At 61.1% G+C, this 17,100-nt stretch carries 15 protein-coding genes; 2 read left to right on the top strand and 13 right to left on the bottom strand.

Going from position 1 to position 17,100, the window contains the following annotated elements; genetic code table 11:
* Positions 1-11: 11 nt before the first annotated feature.
* The 5 genes from O9Z63_RS13645 to recA form a co-directional block, all read right to left on the bottom strand.
* Complete coding sequence (locus O9Z63_RS13645) at positions 12-725, bottom strand: RluA family pseudouridine synthase (protein ID WP_270125822.1); 714 nt, start codon at positions 723-725, stop codon at positions 12-14.
* 72 nt (positions 726-797) lie between these two features.
* Positions 798-1,901, bottom strand: coding sequence for a sensor histidine kinase (locus O9Z63_RS13640; RefSeq protein ID WP_270125820.1), 1,104 nt, complete (start codon positions 1,899-1,901; stop codon positions 798-800).
* Between the two features lie 97 nt (positions 1,902-1,998).
* Positions 1,999-2,700: a response regulator transcription factor gene (locus O9Z63_RS13635; protein WP_044016169.1), complete on the bottom strand. Its 702-nt coding sequence runs from the start codon at positions 2,698-2,700 to the stop codon at positions 1,999-2,001.
* A 136-nt stretch (positions 2,701-2,836) separates the two neighbouring features.
* Complete coding sequence (locus O9Z63_RS13630; protein ID WP_270125817.1) at positions 2,837-3,634, bottom strand: DUF3108 domain-containing protein; 798 nt, start codon at positions 3,632-3,634, stop codon at positions 2,837-2,839.
* Between the two features lie 189 nt (positions 3,635-3,823).
* On the bottom strand, positions 3,824-4,906 hold the full coding sequence (recA, locus tag O9Z63_RS13625) for a recombinase RecA (RefSeq protein ID WP_270125816.1): 1,083 nt from the start codon (positions 4,904-4,906) through the stop codon (positions 3,824-3,826).
* Positions 4,907-5,161: 255 nt separating this feature from the next.
* Here recA and O9Z63_RS13620 point away from each other — a divergent pair, with 255 nt between their 5' ends.
* Positions 5,162-6,313 (top strand): hypothetical protein, encoded by a 1,152-nt coding sequence (locus O9Z63_RS13620; RefSeq protein WP_270125814.1) that lies wholly within the window; start codon positions 5,162-5,164, stop codon positions 6,311-6,313.
* 5 nt (positions 6,314-6,318) lie between these two features.
* Here O9Z63_RS13620 and O9Z63_RS13615 read toward each other — a convergent pair whose 3' ends face one another.
* Entirely contained in the window at positions 6,319-6,891 is a 573-nt protein-coding gene (locus O9Z63_RS13615) for a GNAT family N-acetyltransferase (RefSeq protein ID WP_270125812.1), read from the bottom strand.
* Between the two features lie 222 nt (positions 6,892-7,113).
* Here O9Z63_RS13615 and O9Z63_RS13610 point away from each other — a divergent pair, with 222 nt between their 5' ends.
* Positions 7,114-8,007, top strand: coding sequence for an SDR family NAD(P)-dependent oxidoreductase (locus tag O9Z63_RS13610; RefSeq protein ID WP_270125810.1), 894 nt, complete (start codon positions 7,114-7,116; stop codon positions 8,005-8,007).
* 242 nt (positions 8,008-8,249) lie between these two features.
* On the opposite strand, the gene O9Z63_RS13605 is transcribed toward O9Z63_RS13610, so the two are convergent.
* The 7 genes from O9Z63_RS13605 to O9Z63_RS13575 all read right to left on the bottom strand — a co-directional run bounded on the left by O9Z63_RS13605 (position 8,250) and on the right by O9Z63_RS13575 (position 16,994).
* A complete protein-coding gene (locus O9Z63_RS13605; RefSeq protein ID WP_270125809.1) occupies positions 8,250-8,690 on the bottom strand; it encodes a hypothetical protein in 441 nt (146 codons plus the stop codon).
* 81 nt (positions 8,691-8,771) lie between these two features.
* Positions 8,772-9,743 (bottom strand): AAA family ATPase, encoded by a 972-nt coding sequence (locus O9Z63_RS13600; protein WP_408613547.1) that lies wholly within the window; start codon positions 9,741-9,743, stop codon positions 8,772-8,774.
* 120 nt (positions 9,744-9,863) lie between these two features.
* Complete coding sequence (locus tag O9Z63_RS13595) at positions 9,864-11,252, bottom strand: peptidylprolyl isomerase (RefSeq protein ID WP_270125808.1); 1,389 nt, start codon at positions 11,250-11,252, stop codon at positions 9,864-9,866.
* Positions 11,253-11,541: 289 nt separating this feature from the next.
* Positions 11,542-13,854, bottom strand: a complete 2,313-nt coding sequence (locus O9Z63_RS13590) for a peptidylprolyl isomerase (protein WP_270125807.1) — start codon at positions 13,852-13,854, stop codon at positions 11,542-11,544.
* Between the two features lie 247 nt (positions 13,855-14,101).
* Positions 14,102-14,518, bottom strand: a complete 417-nt coding sequence (locus O9Z63_RS13585) for an ATP-binding protein (RefSeq protein ID WP_270125805.1) — start codon at positions 14,516-14,518, stop codon at positions 14,102-14,104.
* A 29-nt stretch (positions 14,519-14,547) separates the two neighbouring features.
* A complete protein-coding gene (locus O9Z63_RS13580) occupies positions 14,548-14,877 on the bottom strand; it encodes an STAS domain-containing protein (protein ID WP_270125803.1) in 330 nt (109 codons plus the stop codon).
* 14 nt (positions 14,878-14,891) lie between these two features.
* Positions 14,892-16,994 carry a PP2C family protein-serine/threonine phosphatase gene (locus tag O9Z63_RS13575; protein WP_270125802.1) on the bottom strand — a complete coding sequence of 701 codons (2,103 nt, stop codon included), beginning with the start codon at positions 16,992-16,994 and terminating at the stop codon, positions 14,892-14,894.
* Positions 16,995-17,100 lie beyond the last annotated feature (106 nt).

Here is a 17,100-nt window from a genome sequence, read left to right as displayed (position 1 = left end):
CAAGGCGCCGCTTACTGGTACTGCCGCAGCGTCTCGACCAGCACCCGGAAATCCTTTGGGTAGGGGGCTTCCACCGTCACGGTTTCGCCATCCAGCTTCGCGAAGGTGAGGTTGGCGGCGTGCAAGGCAAAGCGCTTGATGAAGGGCTGCTCTTCCTGGCCCTCCTTCATGTTGAACTTCTTCTTCAGCGACGACAGGTAGAAATCCTCGCCGCCGTACATCTGGTCGCCGATGATGGGGGCCTGCAGGTAGGCTAGGTGCAGCCGGATCTGGTGCATGCGGCCCGTAATGGGCTGGCACTCCAGCAGCGTATGCTTGGCAAAGGCCTCCATTGTGCGCACCAGCGTCACGGCGGGCTTGCCTTTGTAGGCCAGGCGGGCTTTGCCTTTGGTGGTGGTTTCGATGCTGCGGTCTACGCGCAGGCCCTCGTAGTCGTGCACGCCCCAGGCGGCGGCGTGGTACACTTTTTTCACCTTGCGGTCCTCGAACTGCATGGCCAGGTGGCGGTAGGCTGCCGGATTTTTGGCCAGGGCCAGCGAGCCGCTGGTTTCCTTGTCGAGGCGGTGGCAGGCCTGCACGTCGTCGTACTGCTCGCGGGCCAGGCGCAGGATGTTGGGCGCGCCGCCAAACCGTTCGTCGAGCGTGGCCAGGAACGGGGGCTTGTTGATGACGACGTAGTCGTCGTCTTCGAACAGAATCAGGTCTTGGAAATTGGGTAGCTTCATAAGGCGGCCGCAAAGGTACGAAACCCCGCTGCAACGCCTTCCGCAAAAGCAAGCCTGCCGGCCAGGCGGCGGCTAGGCCTCGCTGCCGGGCAGGGGCTGGGCCAGCACGTGGTGGGAGGGCGGGGCCGGGTTTTTGGGCTTGGGCAGCTTGAACTCCAGGGTGGTGCCCTGCCCGATTTCGCTGCGCACCCGGATGGCGGAGCGGTGGGCTTCCACGATGTGCTTGCTGATGGCCAGCCCCAGGCCCGAGCCGCCAGAGTCGCGGGAGCGGCTCTTGTCGATGCGGTAGAACCGCTCGAAAATGCGGTTGAGGTGTTGTTTCGGGATGCCGGCGCCGTCGTCGCGCACGCTGATGCGCACGCCCTTGCCGCTTTCCACGAGGCTCACCACCACGCGGCCGTTTTCGCGGCCGTACTTGATGGCGTTGTCGATGAGGTTGATGAGCACCTGCCGGATTCGGTTGCGGTCAGCCAGCACGCGCAAACTGCCGGCGGGCAGCGCGGGCGGAAACAGCTCCAGCTGCACCTGCCGCAGGGCGGCCTTGCGCTCCAGCTGCTCAAATATCTCGTGCACCAGCGTCACGATGTCGAAGCCCTGGCGGCGCATGCGCACCACGCCCTTTTCCAGCTGCGAGATGGTCACGAGGTCCTGCACCAGCGCATCGAGAGCGTCGAGGCTGTTGGCAGCTTTCTGCAGAAACTTCTGGCGGGTGAAGTCGTCCACATCGTCGTCGTCGAGGACGGTGTGCAGGAAGCCTTGGGCCGCGAAGATGGGCGTTTTGAGCTCGTGCGACACGTCGGCCAGAAACTCGCGGCGCAGGGCCTGCAGCCGTTTCAGCTCATCGATTTCCTGCTGCTTGCGCTGGGCCATGTCCAGGATTTCGTCGCGCATGCGCTTGAGCGGCTCCGGCCGGAACAGGAACTTGCTGGACATACGCCGCAGTTCCTTGCGCTTGATGTGCTCCAGCCCGGCGTAGATGTTGTTGATTTCGCGGAAAATCAAGGCCTCAAACATCAGATACAGCAGCAGAAAGCACGCCGCCACCGTAATGCCCGCCGCCAGCACGCCCTGCTGCAGCTCCATGGTAGGGCCCACCCAGGCCAGCGTGGTGAGCACGCATGCCACCAGCAACGACAGCATAATAGCAATGGAGCGGGAGGAAATGTTGAGACGCATGAGGTTAATGGCGTTAGTGTTTAATGGTTAAATGGCTGGTCGTTCTACCAAAATATGATAGAACGACCAGCCATTTAACCATTAAACAATCAACAATTTAATTATCCGTGTTGAACTTGTAGCCGACGCCTTTGATGGTCTGGATGTGATGGTCGCCGACTTTCTCACGCACCTTGCGCACGTGCACGTCCACGGTGCGGGCCAGCACGAACACGTCGTTGCCCCAGATGTTCTGCAGTAGTTCCTCGCGCCCAAACACCTTGTGCGGCGTGGCAGCCAGAAACGCTAGTAGCTCGAACTCCTTTTTGGGTAGCGTGATTTTGCGGCCTTCCTGGTACACCGAAAACGCGGTGCGGTCAATCTTGAGGCCGTTGATTTCGATAGTATCCTGGGTGCTCTGCGGGTCCCGGTCGCGGCGCACGAAGGCCCCGAGGCGGCTGAGCAGGGCGCGAGGCTTGATGGGCTTGGCAATGAAGTCGTCGGCGCCGGCCTCGAAGGCGGCCACTTCCGAAAACTCCTCGGAGCGGGCCGTCAGGAAGATAATGTAGGTGTCCTTGAACTTGGGCTGCTCGCGCAGCTGCCGGCAGGTGGCAATGCCGTCGAGGTGGGGCATCATCACGTCGAGCACAATGATGTCGGGCCCGAACTGGGGAGCCACTTCCAGCGCCTTGCGTCCGTCCGGGGCCGAAGCCACCGTATAGCCTTCTTTGCGCAGGTTGTATTCCAGCAGCTCCACGATGTCGGGGTCATCATCGACAACAAGGATTTTGTAGGCGTTGGGGTTGGTGGGTGCTTGCACGGGGCGGGGGCGTTTAAGATGAAACTGACTACGCTGCCGCAAAAGTACCGCCGGGCGGCACCTTCGGCATGTTACGTTTTCGTTAATCTGCGCCAAAACGCAAAACGGCTCCCTGCTACGGGAGCCGCTGCGGGCGCTACTGGTTGCGGGCCACCAGGTTGAGCCGGCTCTTGAGGCCTTTGTATTTGTACATATCCACTTTCACGGCGCCCAGCACCAGCTCGGCCTGAATGAGCACCGGCACCTTGTTGCGGTCATCGGAAAGGTACACCGATACGGCGTTTTCGCCCTTAAACAGCTTGTTGCTGGGCAGCTTGGGCACCAGCTTGATGGCTCGGATGGTGCCGGCCTTGGTGGTCACGGTCTCGCGGCCCCGGTACATCACCTCCATAGCAAACACTTCCTCGTCGAAGAAGCCCTGCACCCGGATAACCTCGCCCATGCGGCGCTGGTCGTAGTTAAGCGTGCGCAGGTAGTAGAAGGCACTCACCAGGTCCTGCACGTTGTCGGGCACTTTGTAGGTGCCGCGCTTCACATCGTCTTTGTCTTTGCCGCGCTTTTCCACCTCGGCCACGTCGCGCAGGTGGTCGAAGTCCACGGTTTCCTTTTTGCGGTAGTGGTTTTCCTCGATGTTGCGGAAAAACTTCTGGGGCAGAATGCTGGTCGTGTCGATGTAGGAGCGCCAAGTGTCGCGGATGCGCAGAAACAGGTCAAACGAGCCCGTGGTGCGGCCCGTGACGGTGGCTTTGTAGCAGGGCCGCTCGTTGATGCGGTGCAGGTCGTCGGCTACTTCGATGGTGGCTTCGGCGGCATTGATGACGCCGTAGTGCACCTTGTACTGCAGTACCTCGCCCGACTGAAAGCTGGTGTTGGGAATTTTACGCAGCGTATCAGACGACGGGCCAAAGGCCTGCAACGCCAGCGCTGGCAGCAAAAGGAGGGGAGAAAGAAGCCAGCGGCGGTTCATAAAGCAACAAAAGCGGGGAGTATTCCCGAAACCCCAGACAAAAGCGGTGCCAGCAAATATACTGCGAATGCACCGTTGGCAGACTATACGACGCCGGGCACGAAAAAGCCTTCCCGGCGCACCGGGAAGGCTTTCAGGCAGCAGGTGCTGCTTTGCTTACAGCGCTTCGTCAGCGTCGTCGTCATCGTCGTCGGTGGAGCGGTCCTCCGGGATGGCAGCCAGAGCCGCGTCCGGTTCGCCTTTCACCATCGCCCGGATTTTGGCTTCGATCTGGTCAGCCAGCTCGGGGTTATCCTGCAGGATGGTTTTCACGCCTTCGCGGCCTTGGCCGAGCCGGTCGCCGTTGTAGCTGAACCACGAGCCCGACTTGGCAATAATGCCCATGTCCACGCCCAGGTCGAGGATTTCACCCACCTTGCTGATGCCCTCGTTGTAGATGATGTCGAACTCAATCACCTTGAAGGGCGGCGCCACCTTGTTTTTCACCACCTTCACCTTGGTGCGGTTGCCGGTCACGTTGTCCTTGTCTTCCTTGATCTGGCCGATGCGGCGGATATCGAGGCGCACGGAGGCGTAGAACTTAAGGGCGTTACCACCGGTGGTGGTTTCGGGCGAACCGAACATCACGCCGATTTTTTCGCGCAGCTGGTTGATGAAAATGCAGCAGCAGCCGGTTTTGTTGATGGTGCCGGTGAGCTTGCGCAGGGCCTGGCTCATGAGGCGGGCGTGCAAGCCCACTTTCGAGTCGCCCATGTCGCCTTCCAGCTCGCCTTTCGGCACCAGCGCGGCCACGGAGTCAATTACAATGATGTCGATGGCACCGCTGGAAATCAGCTGGTCGGCGATTTCGAGGGCTTGCTCGCCGTTGTCGGGCTGCGCAATCAGCAGGTTTTCGGTGTCGATGCCGAGCTTCTTGGCATAGAGCGGGTCGAAGGCGTGTTCGGCGTCGATGAAGGCCGCTACACCGCCGCGCTTCTGCGCTTCGGCAATGCAGTGCATGGTGAGCGTGGTCTTACCCGACGATTCCGGGCCGTAGATTTCAACGACACGGCCTTTCGGCAGGCCGCCTACCCCCAGCGCAATATCAAGGCCCAGCGAACCGGTGCTGATGACTTCGACGTCCATCACCTTGTTGTCGCTGAGTTTCATGACGGTGCCCTTGCCGTAGGCTTTGTCGAGCTTGTCCAGCGTGAGCTGAAGGGCTTTCATTTTCTCGGCACTGGCGTTACCGAGCGTCATGCCTTTGCTTGCTTTTTCAGCTTTGTCCGCTTTGTCAGTGGTGCTTGCAGCCATTGGGAAGGGTTGTTAGGAAATGCTTAGGTTTGGTGAATGTAGGCGTTTTCAGTGGGCTCCGCAAACCGTAGCGGGGCTTCAGAAAACGGGGTTGCCGGTGGTTTTCGGGCCGGCTAGTGGTAACGCAGCGCGTCTATATTTTGTGCCCGCAATGCTAAAAAAATTCGTTGAATCTGAGCTGCTTTTTCTGTGCTAAAATATTTGGCAAATATACGACTTTCTACCACGCTGATACTGATGCTGGTAGGTGGGCTGCTGCTGCCGCGCGCCACCCGGGCCCAGCTCGACAACCGCGCTTTTTTGCACCCGCTGCCTGTGGGCCCGCAGTATGCGCGGCAGCTGCGGCTGGATGTGCAGGCCTTCCTGTTCAATAAAGACAACGAGTATTTCAACAAGATTGAAGACGGCCGCACCTACTTTGGGGCGCAGCTGCTGCCGCGGCTGGTGTACTTTCCCAGCGCCAACCTGCGGGTGGAGGCCGGTATTTTTCTGTGGAAGGACTACGGCACGCCCCGCCTGCGGCAGGTGCGGCCGCTGCTGACGGTGAAATACCAGAACGGCCCGCACAGCATCCTGTTCGGCAACATCGAAGGCAACCTGCACCACGGCTACATCGAGCCGATGTTTGACTTCGAGCGGGTGATGACGCGGCGCCTGGAAGAAGGCGTGCAGTACAAGCTGCAGAAGCCGCGCCTGAACCTGGATGCCTGGGTGGACTGGCAGCGCCAGCAGTACCGGTTCAGCAACTTCCAGGAGGAGGTGGCCGGCGGGCTGGCTCTGGAGCAGACCGTGCTCGGCGACTCCAGTAGCTGGTGGCTGCGGGTGCCGTTTCAGTTCACGGGCACGCACCGCGGCGGTCAGATTGATACCGTGGCCACGCCGCTCCAGACGCTGTTCAACCTGGCCAGCGGCGTGCGGGTGCGCAAGCCGCTGGCGTCGCGGTTTTTCCAGGCCGTGCACGCCGACCTCTACGCCACCTACTTCCACGACTACTCTTTTACGTATCAACTGCCTTACAAGCGCGGCACCGGCCTGTACCTGAACGCGGGCGTGGACACGCGCCTTTCTAACGTGCAGGTGGCCTACTGGCGCGGCAACGGCTACATCTCGCCGCTGGGCGGCCCGCTCTACCGCTCCATCTCCAACTCCGTCAGCGACCCGCAGTACCTGGAAAAGGATCGGCAGCTGGTGGTCGTGCGCTTCCTGAAAGACTACCGCCTGCCCGGCAATCTAATCATGACCACCCGCCTGGAGCCGCTGTATAATCTCAATACCAGTGAGTTCGACTTTTCCTTCGCGCTGTACTTCAACTTCAACCAAAGCTTTCTGCTGACCACCATCCGCGGAGAGTAGCGCCACTACGGCCGCTCCAGGCGGAAGTGCACAATGTCGGAGGCGCCGCGCAACGACCACAGGCGGCGGCGCGCCACTACTGGCCGGAAGCCCACGTGCTCGGCCACAGCCATGCTGCGCGGGTTGGTGGGGCGGCAGCGTAGCGTGAGGCTCTGGGCCTGCACCGGCGCCTCGAAACCGAACTGCACGGCGGCGGCCAGCGCCTCGCGGGCGTAGCCGTGCCCTTCCGCCGCCGCCGCCAGATAATAGCCGATTTCGGCACTCACCGGGGCGCTCCAGGAAGGGCGCAGACTAATGTCGCCGAGGTAGGCGCCGGTGGCGGTGTGCCAGATGCCGAACACGTACAGGCGACCCTGCTGCCAGTCCTGGCGGAACTGCCGAAGCACCCGGCCGGCGTCGGGCAGGGCCTGCACGGCGGCCACGCGGGCCGGAAAGGCCGGCTGCAGCCGGCTGCGGTTTTCGTCGAGGACCGCAAAAAACGCCGCCTCATCGGTGGGCTGGTAGGGGCGGAGTGTGAGGCGGGCCGTGTGGCGGGGCGTGGTGGAAGGAGCGGCAGGCAGCACAGGCGCGGCGTACATGATTTGGGGGAAACGACTGCTGCTGATTACGCACAGACGGCACTGCGGGGCTGAAAAACGCGGCCAGCAGCGCAGCCAAGGCCAAGCCCGGCTATAACTCTGTGCATTAAGCGACGTTTGTTTTTGAGCCGTGTGGCTCCCCGCCAGCCGTTGCTGCAGGGGCGGCCGCATGGCCCGGCCGGCCCTTGGTTGGCTGGTTTCTACTCTCTAAAACTCTGTATCATGAAAAGAAGACTGGAAGGCAAAGTTGCCATCGTAACGGGTGGCGGTTCCGGCATCGGGGAAGCTATCAGCAAGAGATTCGCAGCCGAAGGGGCTGCCGTGGTCGTGTGCGGCCTCGACAGCGACCCGGTGCGCAAAGTAGTAGACGAAATCCTGCAAAGCGGCGGCCGCGCCGTCGGCTACCTCGGCGACGTGTCGGTGGAAGAGCAAGCTGAGGACTGCGTGCAGCTGGCCATCGACGATTTCGGCAAGCTGGATGTACTTGTCAACAACGCCGGTGTGTTTCCGGCCACCGCCGAGCTGGACAAGTACCCGGTGGAGGCGTTCGAGTACATGATCAAGAACAACATCTACACCACGTTCATGATGACGCGGGCCGCGCTGCCGTTCCTGCAAAAAACGCAGGGCAACATCGTGTCGGCCGGCTCGGAGGCGGGCCAGATGGGCTCCCCGATGATTACGCCCTACGGCGGCACCAAGGCCTGGGTGATGAGCTTCAGCAAGGGCTTGGCCGTGGAGCAGGCCAAGTACGGTGTGCGCGTCAACTGCGTCGGTCCCGGCCCGATTGATACGGCCTGGACCCATAAGGAAACCGGCCCCATGGACAGCAAAATGGAAAAGAACACCGTGAACGGGGTGCCCATGGGCCGCCGCGGCACGCCCGAGGAAGTCGCCAACGTGTACCTGTTCCTGGCCTCCGACGAAGCCAGCTACGTAACCGGCGCCACCTACTTCGTGGATGGTGGCGTAACGCTCTCCAAGAGCCTGCCCGGCGAGGAAGTCCCGAGCCACCTCAAGCAGCAGCCCTCGCCCAGCCTGCCGCTCAAACACGGCAAAGACGGCCACGCCGAAATCCGTCAGGAAGTTGCTGGCACCATGAATCACGGATTATAGCGGATTTTCCGGATTAATCGGATTTTGTGGACGTCGCCCGACTGGCGCGGCTTTCACAATCCCCAAGAACAAAAAGCGGCGTGCCACTTGGCACGCCGCTTTTTGTTGAACGTCAATCATCCACCAAATCCAGCCATTTACTCCAAAACAAAAAGAGACGCGCCAGCTGGCGCGCCTCTCTCGATTGAACGTCAATCGTCCACAAAATCCGATTAATCCGAAAAATCCGCAGTAATCCGTGATTAGCCTTTTTGCAGCTCGGCGCCGATGCCGGACTTGCGCTGGTTAGGGCTGCCCAGGGACTGTTGGTTGCGCATCACGTTCACCTGGCGGGCGGCTTCGTTGAAGTATTCCAGGCGCCGGATCAGCATTTCCTTGGTCAGCACGCGGCCTTCGGGGGTGCGCATGCTGGAGCGCTTGTCTTCCAGCAGCCGGCGCATGATGGCGTCGGTTTCGGCTTTCTGCGCCACAAACTGCGTCTGGAATTCCTGCACGCGGGCCAGGCCTTCGGTGCTGAGGCGGAACTGGGCGCCGCCCTGGTTCAGCACCTCGCTCAACACGTAAATTTCCAGCGGCAACGACGTTTCGAGGGCCGTAGTGCGCAGGTTCAGGCCTGCCTGCAGGGCATCAAGCACAATGTCGAGGTTGCGCTCAAACTGCTGATAGTAGCCGGGGACTTCCATGGGAGGTAGTAGAGAAATTGTCAGTTCAGGAACCGGGAGAAATTTGCCCGCCTTGGCCTGACATCTTGGGTTAAATGTTGATTACAACAACTCTTTGATGATTTGCTCGACCGTAATGCCTTCGGCTTCGGCTTTGAAGTTGCGCACCAGCCGATGACGCAGAATGGGCAAAGCCACCGCCTTTACGTCCTCGATGTCAGGCGAGTATTTGCCGTTGAGCAGGGCATTGCACTTGGCGCCTACAATCAGGTGCTGCGAGGCACGCGGGCCGGCGCCCCACTCCAGCAGCTGGCTGGCCCGGGCGGCGCCGCGGGCGGTGTTGGGGCGGGTTTTGTGCACGAGGCCCACGGCGTACTCCACCACGTTATCGGCCACGGGCACGCGGCGCACCAGGTGCTGGAATGCCTGAATCTCGTCGGCGTGCAGCACCTTGTTTACGGTGGGCTTGGTGTCGGACGTGGTGTTCTTCACGATTTGCAGCTCGGCCTCGTAGCTGGGGTAGCCCAGCTCGATATTGAACATGAAGCGGTCCAGTTGGGCCTCGGGCAGCGGATAGGTGCCTTCCTGCTCGATGGGGTTCTGGGTGGCCAGCACGAAGAACGGCCGCTCCAGTGGGTAGCGCTTGCCGGCGACCGTCACGGCATATTCCTGCATGGCTTCCAGCAGCGCCGCCTGCGTTTTAGGCGGCGTCCGGTTAATTTCGTCGGCCAGCACGATGTTGGCGAAGATAGGGCCGGGCACGAACTGGAAGTCGCGCTGCTGGGTGAGCGTCTCGGAGCCCACGATGTCGGAAGGCATCAGGTCGGGCGTGAACTGCACCCGGTTGAACGACAAATCCAGCGAGTCGGCAATGGTTTGGATGAGCAGCGTCTTGGCCAGGCCGGGCACGCCCACCAGCAGGCAGTGGCCCTGCGAAAACACGGCCGTCAGCACTAGCTGCACTACATCGTCCTGCCCGATAATGACCTTGCCGATTTCCTGGCGCAGTACCTGATACGCCCGCGCCAGCGCGTCGGCGGCTTCCTTATCGGAAGAGAATTTGATAACAGACATGCAGACAGAGACAGAAGAAGAGAAGTATAGCTGCGCCAGGCAGGCAGCCGGCGCAGGCCAGTATACGGAAACGGACGGCGTCGGCGGTGGAATCCGGGGGGCGGTCAGCTCACTTCTGCGCTAATTAGTGGCGTCGAGCAGGTTGCAGCCGGAGTACTGCGGGTCTACTTCGATGTAGACGCTGCCGCGGTTTTCGCGGAACCAGCCATCCAGCGCCTTGTTTTTCTTCTCGGTCAGGGCCGCCTGCGACAGTTTCTGGTAGTCGTCCTTGAAGTTGGCCTGGTGCGGGGCCGTGTTCGACTTCAGCCAGATGATGCGCACGGCGTCTTTGCCGTCGTCGGTGCGGTAGGGCATGGGCGGCGTGATGTGGCCCACCTTCATTGTGTCGATGGTGAAGAAGATGGCGGGGTCCAGCTTGTCGAGGGGCAGGTAGCTGCTGCCGTCTTCACGGTTGGAAATCAGGCCGCCGTTGGCGCCGCTGGTTTTGTCGTCGGAGTTGTCTTTGGCGGCTTTGGCGAAGGTGATGCTGTCGGCCAGAATGCGGCGACGGAGCTTGGCCAGGTCCAGCGACGCCTCGTTGGCATCGGTGGTGCCGGTGGCGGGCTTGAGCAGGATGTGGCGGGTGCTGTACTGCTCGCCCTTGCGCTCAATCAGCTGGATGAGGTGAAAGCCGAACTGCGACTCCACTACCGGCGACAACCCGCCCGGCTCCAGGCGCAGCGCGGCGGCCTCGTACTCGGGCACCAGCTCCTTGCGCTTGAAGAAGCCCAGGTAGCCGCCCTGCGCCCCCGAGCCGGGGTCTTCGGAGTACTTCTTGGCCAACTCCTCGAAACTTTCGCCGGCCAGAATGCGGGCGCGCAACTCGTTGAGCTTGGCCTGCGTGGCCTGCTTCGCCGACGAGTTGACCTTGGCGTACTTGATGATCTGGCCCACTTCCACCTCGGTGGAGTAGTAGGGCAGACTGTCTTTGGGAATGCGGCTGAAGTACTGGCGCACCTCGCGGGGCGTCACGGTTACTTTGCCCGCAATCTGCTCCTGCATCTTCTGTTGCGTGAGCTGCTCGCGCACCTGCGGGCGCAGGTCTTCCTTGAGCTGTTTGATGGGCTTATTGTAGTACTCTTCCAGCTTCTTCTCTGACCCGATCTGCTGGGCGAAGTAGTTCATGCGGCGGTCCAGCTCGCTTTTCACCTGCGCATCTTCCACTACCACCGAGTCGGTTTCGGCTTTGGCCAGCAGCAGCTTGTTGAGGGCCAAGCTCTGCATGATGCGGCACTGCAGGTCGGGCGGCAGCGGCTTGCCATCGGCCCGGGCTACTTCCTGGGCGTAGATGGCCTCCAGGTCGGAGCGCAGCACAATCTGGTTGTCGATTTTGGCGATGATGCCGTCAACGACCTGGCGGCCAGCCGGCCGGCCGATGCCGAGCTGGGCAAAACCCGAGGTGATGGTGCCCGCCAGCAACACGGCAGTCAGCAGGGCAGCCCGCTTGGGCAAGGAAAAGAACTGAATCATGGAAGCAATAATAGGTATGGCCCGCGCGCAAGCCCGGGCCCCGGTAGTTGGCTGAACGCACAAAACCGCCGGTAAATTTCAACATAAATCCCTTATCCGGCAAAAACAACCCCCGCCGGCCAGGCCACACGCTACAGAGCCGCAAACCAGGCTGGAAGTTGCACGCGCCCGGCCGCAGCCCGGACTTCAGCCCAAGGCCCTTCTATACTGCACTGGCGGCCCGGTGCCGCCGGGTGCCGGGCGGAAATCCGGGCCACAAAAAAAGCCCGGCCGGGGCCGGGCTTTTTCCTTATTTCGTGACCAGCTTGTCTACTTCGGCCTGGTTGATCTGCACCGGGTTCTTGGCTTTGAGCTGGGCTATCCACTCTTTTTCCAGGTAGTTCTGGTAGTCGGAGGTAGCCTGGCCGCGGGCCTCGGCCAGCGTTTTGGGCCCGGCGGGCAGCACTTTGTCGATCATGACGGAGTAGAAGCGGCCGTCTTTCTGCACGTCGTAGGAGCCGGGGCCGCGGCCCATCAGCTCGTCTACCACTTTGTTGTCGCCTTTGGCAAACGCCTTCTGCGTGATTTGCACCGACAGCGGGTTCTGCGCATTCAGCTGTTCTTCTAGCGCCGAGGTGCTGGTGCTGGACATCACCTGCAGCGTGGAAATTTCGGTGGCGGGCTTGGCCTGGGCCACCTGCCGGATGCGGCCGGCAGCCACGCCTTTTTCGGTGAGGTAGGTGGCTACGGCGGCGGCGCGGCGGCGGGCCATGCCGGCAGCTTCGCCTTTGCGGGCGCGGCCGGTCAGGGTTACGCTTAGGCTGGTGTCGGCCTGCAGGGCGCTTACTAGGCGGTCGAGGTTGAGCTTGGCGCCTTTCAGGAGCTTATCGGTGCCGGGCGAGTAGCCGGCGGGCTGCAGCGTGAGGCGAGTCAGCTCGTAGCGGCCGGCTTTGAGCTGCTGCTTGGCTTTGGCCAGCAGCTCTGGTGAGGCCGCGCTGATAACCGTGCCCTGCACGCGGGCGTCCCACTGGTACTTGCTCTGGTTTTCAGTGAAGAACTTCTGCAAACCCACCGTGTCCTCGATGGCCTTGCTCCATACCTTCTCATCCATGAGCTGGAACAGCAGAATCCCGTCGCGGTACTCTTTCACGAGCATGCGGTAGTCTTCGTACTTGGTTTCCAGGTTGTCGCGCTCGTAGTTGGTCAGGCTCTGCTCCACGTACTGGTCGTAGAGCTGCTGGGTCACGAAGCGGGGTTCGGCGCCGGGGCGGGGGCGCTGGTTCTGCTGGGCGTAGGTGAAGAAGTCGGCGGCCGTGTAGGGCTTGCCTTTGATGCTGAATAGCGTCTGGGCGTCGCCCTCAGCCTTTTTGCTGGCTTTGCCGGTGGCGGCAGGCGCAGCGGGGGCCGCGTACTTGAAGCGGCCGTTCACCAGCGCGGTGTCGGCTTTGCCTAGCACGTAGTCTTTGGCGGCCTGGTTTTCCACGAACTGGTTTTCCTGGCGCACGCGCTTGAGGAAGGCTGCCTTGTTGAGCTCCGAGCGGGAGTCTTTGGCCACCTTGCTTTTCAGCGAAGGCTCCATGGCCGCAAACGTGGGCACCGGCTGCTTTTCAATCAGCTTGATGATGTGCCAGCCGTAGGGCGTCTGCACCGGCTTCGACAGCTCGCCGGGCGTGCTCATCTTGAAGGCCACTTCCTCGAAGCTCGGAATCATGCGGCCCGTGCCGAAGGGCGGCAGTTCGCCACCGTTGGCGGCAGAACCGGCGTCTTCCGAAAACTGCGCTACCAGCTTCTCCCAGGGCTCTTTGCGCTGGGTGAGGCGGCTGTATAGCTCGTCGATTTTCTTTTTGGCCGTCACCGAGTCGGCTTTGGGCATGCCGGGCGTGGAGCGGATCATCAGGTGAGCCACCTTGATTTCGCCCTGCGCCGGCCGGATGTCGTTGACCTTGATCAGGTGGTAGCCGAAGCGGGTGCGCACCGGCTGCGACACCTGGCCGACCGGCGTTTTGAACGCGGCCGACTCAAACGGATACACCATCTGCATGGCTGTAAAGTAGCCCAGCTTGCCGCCGTTTTCGCGGGCCGAAGGGTCTTCGCTCACTTCGCGGGCTACCTGCTCGAAGTTTTCGCCGCCGCTCACGCGCTGGCGCAGGGCCACGATCTTCTGGTAAGCAGCCAGCGTATCCTTGGGCTCAGCATCAGGGGCGAGGCGTAGTAGAATGTGCGAGGCGTTGATTTCCTTGCCCATCCGCTCGTAAGCCTCGCGCACCAGCTGGTCGGTCACGCTTTTCTCGGTGAGGTAGGGCTGGGCCAGTTGCTGCTTGTAGCCGTCCAGCTCGCGCTTGAAGGCCTGGGTGGTGTCGAGGCCGCGTTGTTCGGCTTCCAGCACCTTCAGCTTGAAGTTGGTGTACAGATCCAGATACTCCGTGACGCTGGGGCGGGTGCCGTACTCGGGCGCCGTGCCGTTGTTTTTGCGGTACACGTAGGCAAACTCTCCGGCCGGAACCGGCGTGGTGCCCAGCGTTTCAATAACGGGTTGCTTGGAAGCGGTGGTAGGCTTGGTGGCCTGGCACGCGGCCAGTAGCCCGACGGCAGCAGTGCCGGCGTACAAAATGCGTTTGTGCATACGAGATAGTAGAAACTGCAATACGCGGCAAATACTGCCGACGAGGCGGAACCTGGCAATCTGCCTGTTGCAATTTTACGGATTTTTTTCGGGGGAAAGCACTTTCGCGGCCAAGGTCGCCCGCCACGGCAGTGCAGCCGGCAAAGTGGCTGCCAACACAAACGCCTCCCGTACTGCTGGCAGTAGGGGAGGCGCTTCGTAATCAGGCGGTAAGGCGTGCGGGGCGGCGGTGGCGGTGGCGGCCCGCTCAGATGGCAATTCGTTTGAAGAGCCGGCACACGTTGTAGTTGCCGCTGGTGGTGAACTCAACCCGATCCATGATGCGGTTGACCAGCGTCATGCCCATGCCGCCCTTTTTGCCCTGCCGGATGAATTCCTGCAGGTCGGGCTCCTGGTAGCTGGAAGGCCGGTACGAGCGGGTGGCCTGGTCCAGAATCTCAATGCCGAACATTTCGCCCTCAACACGCAGCGCCAGATCCAGGTGCTGCGATTCGTCTTCGGCGTTGGCATGGATGATCAGGTTGGCTACTACCTCGTCTACGGCCAGCACAATCTGGTTGAGCTGCAGATCGGCCAGGTGATAGGCGGCGAGGTAATCCGTCACGAAGTCGCGAACAACCTTGAGGTTGTTGCGGCTACAGCTGATACGGAGGGCGTTTTTCATCCTGCGAACCTATCGGAATACGGGGCAGCCTAAATAGCTGTGGCTTCGGCTTCTGAGGGGACGATGGTCATCAGCGCATCCAGCCCCAGAATTTCGAATACGTTGTGCACCTTTTCCTGCATGTTGAAGAATACCAGCTTTACGCCGGCATCCTGAAACTGCTGCAGGTGCGAAATGAATACACCCAGCCCGGCCGAAGAGATGTAGTTCAGCTTTTGGCAGTCAATCAGGACTTTTTGAAACTGAAGAGTTTCAGGCTTGGCCAGCTCCGTGTCCAGCAACACAGAAGAACTGGCGTCCAGTTCGCCATCCAGGCTCAGGGTAAGGGTAGTGGCAGAAGAGTGTTGGGTTATTTTCATGAGTCGGGCTTACGTCAGTTGTGGGAGGCAGGTTGGGCGGCTTTGAACTTCACCACCAGCAACGTCTGGTCGTCGTGCATGGGCTGGCCGTGGCTGAACTCGCCCAGATCTGCCAGAATCCGTTTTTTGATGTCGTCGGCGTCCAGGAAATAGGTCTGCTCCAGCATCTGCTGCAGGCGCTCTTCGCCGTACTCGTCTTGGGCCGCGTTGCGGGCTTCCACGATGCCGTCGGTGTAAATCACCATCACGTCGCCAGGATTGTAGTCGTAGAACTGATTCTTGATGTGCTTCTCGTACGACTCGTTGCGGATGATGCCCAAGCCCAGCCCCGCCGTCTGGAAGTAGGACACTTCTTCCTTGATGGAGTGGTAGTAAAGCGTGTGGCAGTGCCCGGCGCGCGCAAACATGAAGCCGCCGTTCTCATAATCGATGATGTAGAGCGAAGCCGTGATGAACGCCGACTTCTCCATGCAGCGCGCCAGAGCGTTGTTGGCTTGGGCCATAAACTTGCTGGGCAGCGGAAACTTGTCGCGCTCATTGCGAGCCAGCGGGTTTTCCTGCATCAGGGCGTGGAAAATGCCCTTCATCTGGGCCACGTGGAAGGCGGCCGTCACGCCTTTGCCGCTCACGTCGCCGATGAGGATGGCCAGGCGGCGGCCCGGCAGATGCAGGAAGTCGTAAAAGTCGCCGCCCACTTCCTTGGCCGAAGCCGCGTAGGAGCTGATGGCAAACCAGCTGTCGATGGGCAGGTTTTTCGGAATCAGGCTGTCCTGCACGAGCGAGGCGATTTTCAGCTCTTCCTGCACGCGCTGGTTTTCCAACGACACGCTCATCAGGCGCAGGTTCTCGATGCTGAGCACCGTCTGGCTGGCGAAGGTCTGCAGGATGCTCAGGTTTTCGCGGTCGAAGCCCTGGCGGCTTTTCTTGAGCATGTAGATGGCGCCGTAGCGGCGCTTGGCCGAGCGCAACGGCATGGCAATCAGCGAGCCGTAGGGAATGCCCAGGCTGCGGAACCCGTTGGAGTTGGGCAGGTCGTTGTTGAGGTACTCAATCAGGTGCAGGTTGTATTCCTGCAGCAGCTGGTACACCTGCGTCATCTGCCCGGGAGCAATCTGGAAGCTCTGGGCTACCTGCGGGCTGGCGTCGTCGCCTTCCAGCATAATCCAGGCGGCGTCGGCGTCCACGGTCTGCACCGCCGAGTCGAGCAGCATCCGGTAAATCTCCTCTTCACTCTGGCCTTTCTGGATCAGCTGCGTGAGGCGCTGCAGACTCAGGATTTCCTCGCGCTTCTGCTCAAAGACCCCCGCCGTGGGCAGGTTGAACAGCGTCACGAGCAGCCCCATAAAGGCATAGAAGGTGGAGAAGAAGACCGTGAGCAGCAGAAACGCGTGCTGCGGCGCCGGGGCCACCAGCTTGGGGTCTTGGGCAATGCGTACGAAGTACGACACGAATACGGCCATCGAGAGCAGCATAGCCACCTGCAGCAGCACGGCCTCCAACTTCTGGCGGCGGTTGAGGTAGGCCACCCATTGCTGGTTGCCGCTCAGGTACACACCAAAAGCCCCCAGGCTACCAATAATGATGTAGTCGACTGGGTGCGGCGGCACCCAATCGAAGAGCCGGAACAACAGCGTGGCGCCCAGCAGCACCTCAAACCACACCCACTCGCGCTGGATGCGGGGGCTGGACCGGAACAGCACTAGGCTGCGCCAGGAGTAATTGGTTTTGGCCAGGAAGAACACAAACAACGCCAGGTTGATGGTGTAAATCAGGGCAAACAGTGTCCGGTCGTTGGTGGGAAGCTGGTACTGGATGACGCGCTCCAGCAGGTGCAGCCCTACGCACAGGGTGGCCAGCAGGCCCGGGCCCAGCACCAGCCGCCGCAACAGGCCCACGAAGTCGTTGCCGCGCAACGGGTCCGGTAGCTCGCGCTGGTGTATAAACACACCAGCCGCAAAACAGGCCTGCGATACCAGCGTCACCCACTCCGGCCACGGCCCATTCAGCCAGATGGCGGCTTTGCCCTGCGTGTTGCTGAGGGTACTGAGCAGCAACAGCACCCAACTGAGGATAGTCAGCGGGTACACAGCAGATTGCAAGCGGTGGCGAAGGGGCATAGAGGCGGAATAGTGTCCCCCGTGATCCGCAGAATCTTTAAAACGCGGGGGCAAAACGGACCGCTAAGATAAGACGGCTTTTCTATGTGGGAAACAGCGGCTTCAA

The sequence above is a fragment of the Hymenobacter yonginensis genome (genome assembly GCF_027625995.1).
Taxonomy (GTDB): domain Bacteria; phylum Bacteroidota; class Bacteroidia; order Cytophagales; family Hymenobacteraceae; genus Hymenobacter; species Hymenobacter yonginensis.
The sequence above is the reverse complement of the archived record's forward strand: the minus strand, read 5'-3'. Positions and strand labels throughout refer to the sequence as shown.

Coding starts and splice junctions, on each gene's coding strand:
- O9Z63_RS13615 (WP_270125812.1), bottom strand. CDS start 6,891: ATGTACGCCGCGCCTGTGCTGCCTGCCGCTCCTTCCACCACGCCCCGC.
- O9Z63_RS13575 (WP_270125802.1), bottom strand. CDS start 16,994: ATGCCCCTTCGCCACCGCTTGCAATCTGCTGTGTACCCGCTGACTATC.
- O9Z63_RS13580 (WP_270125803.1), bottom strand. CDS start 14,877: ATGAAAATAACCCAACACTCTTCTGCCACTACCCTTACCCTGAGCCTG.
- O9Z63_RS13585 (WP_270125805.1), bottom strand. CDS start 14,518: ATGAAAAACGCCCTCCGTATCAGCTGTAGCCGCAACAACCTCAAGGTT.
- O9Z63_RS13600 (WP_408613547.1), bottom strand. CDS start 9,743: ATGTCTGTTATCAAATTCTCTTCCGATAAGGAAGCCGCCGACGCGCTG.
- O9Z63_RS13610 (WP_270125810.1), top strand. CDS start 7,114: ATGAAAAGAAGACTGGAAGGCAAAGTTGCCATCGTAACGGGTGGCGGT.
- recA (WP_270125816.1), bottom strand. CDS start 4,906: ATGACGCTCGGTAACGCCAGTGCCGAGAAAATGAAAGCCCTTCAGCTC.
- O9Z63_RS13590 (WP_270125807.1), bottom strand. CDS start 13,854: ATGCACAAACGCATTTTGTACGCCGGCACTGCTGCCGTCGGGCTACTG.
- O9Z63_RS13595 (WP_270125808.1), bottom strand. CDS start 11,252: ATGATTCAGTTCTTTTCCTTGCCCAAGCGGGCTGCCCTGCTGACTGCC.
- O9Z63_RS13640 (WP_270125820.1), bottom strand. CDS start 1,901: ATGCGTCTCAACATTTCCTCCCGCTCCATTGCTATTATGCTGTCGTTG.
- O9Z63_RS13605 (WP_270125809.1), bottom strand. CDS start 8,690: ATGGAAGTCCCCGGCTACTATCAGCAGTTTGAGCGCAACCTCGACATT.
- O9Z63_RS13645 (WP_270125822.1), bottom strand. CDS start 725: ATGAAGCTACCCAATTTCCAAGACCTGATTCTGTTCGAAGACGACGAC.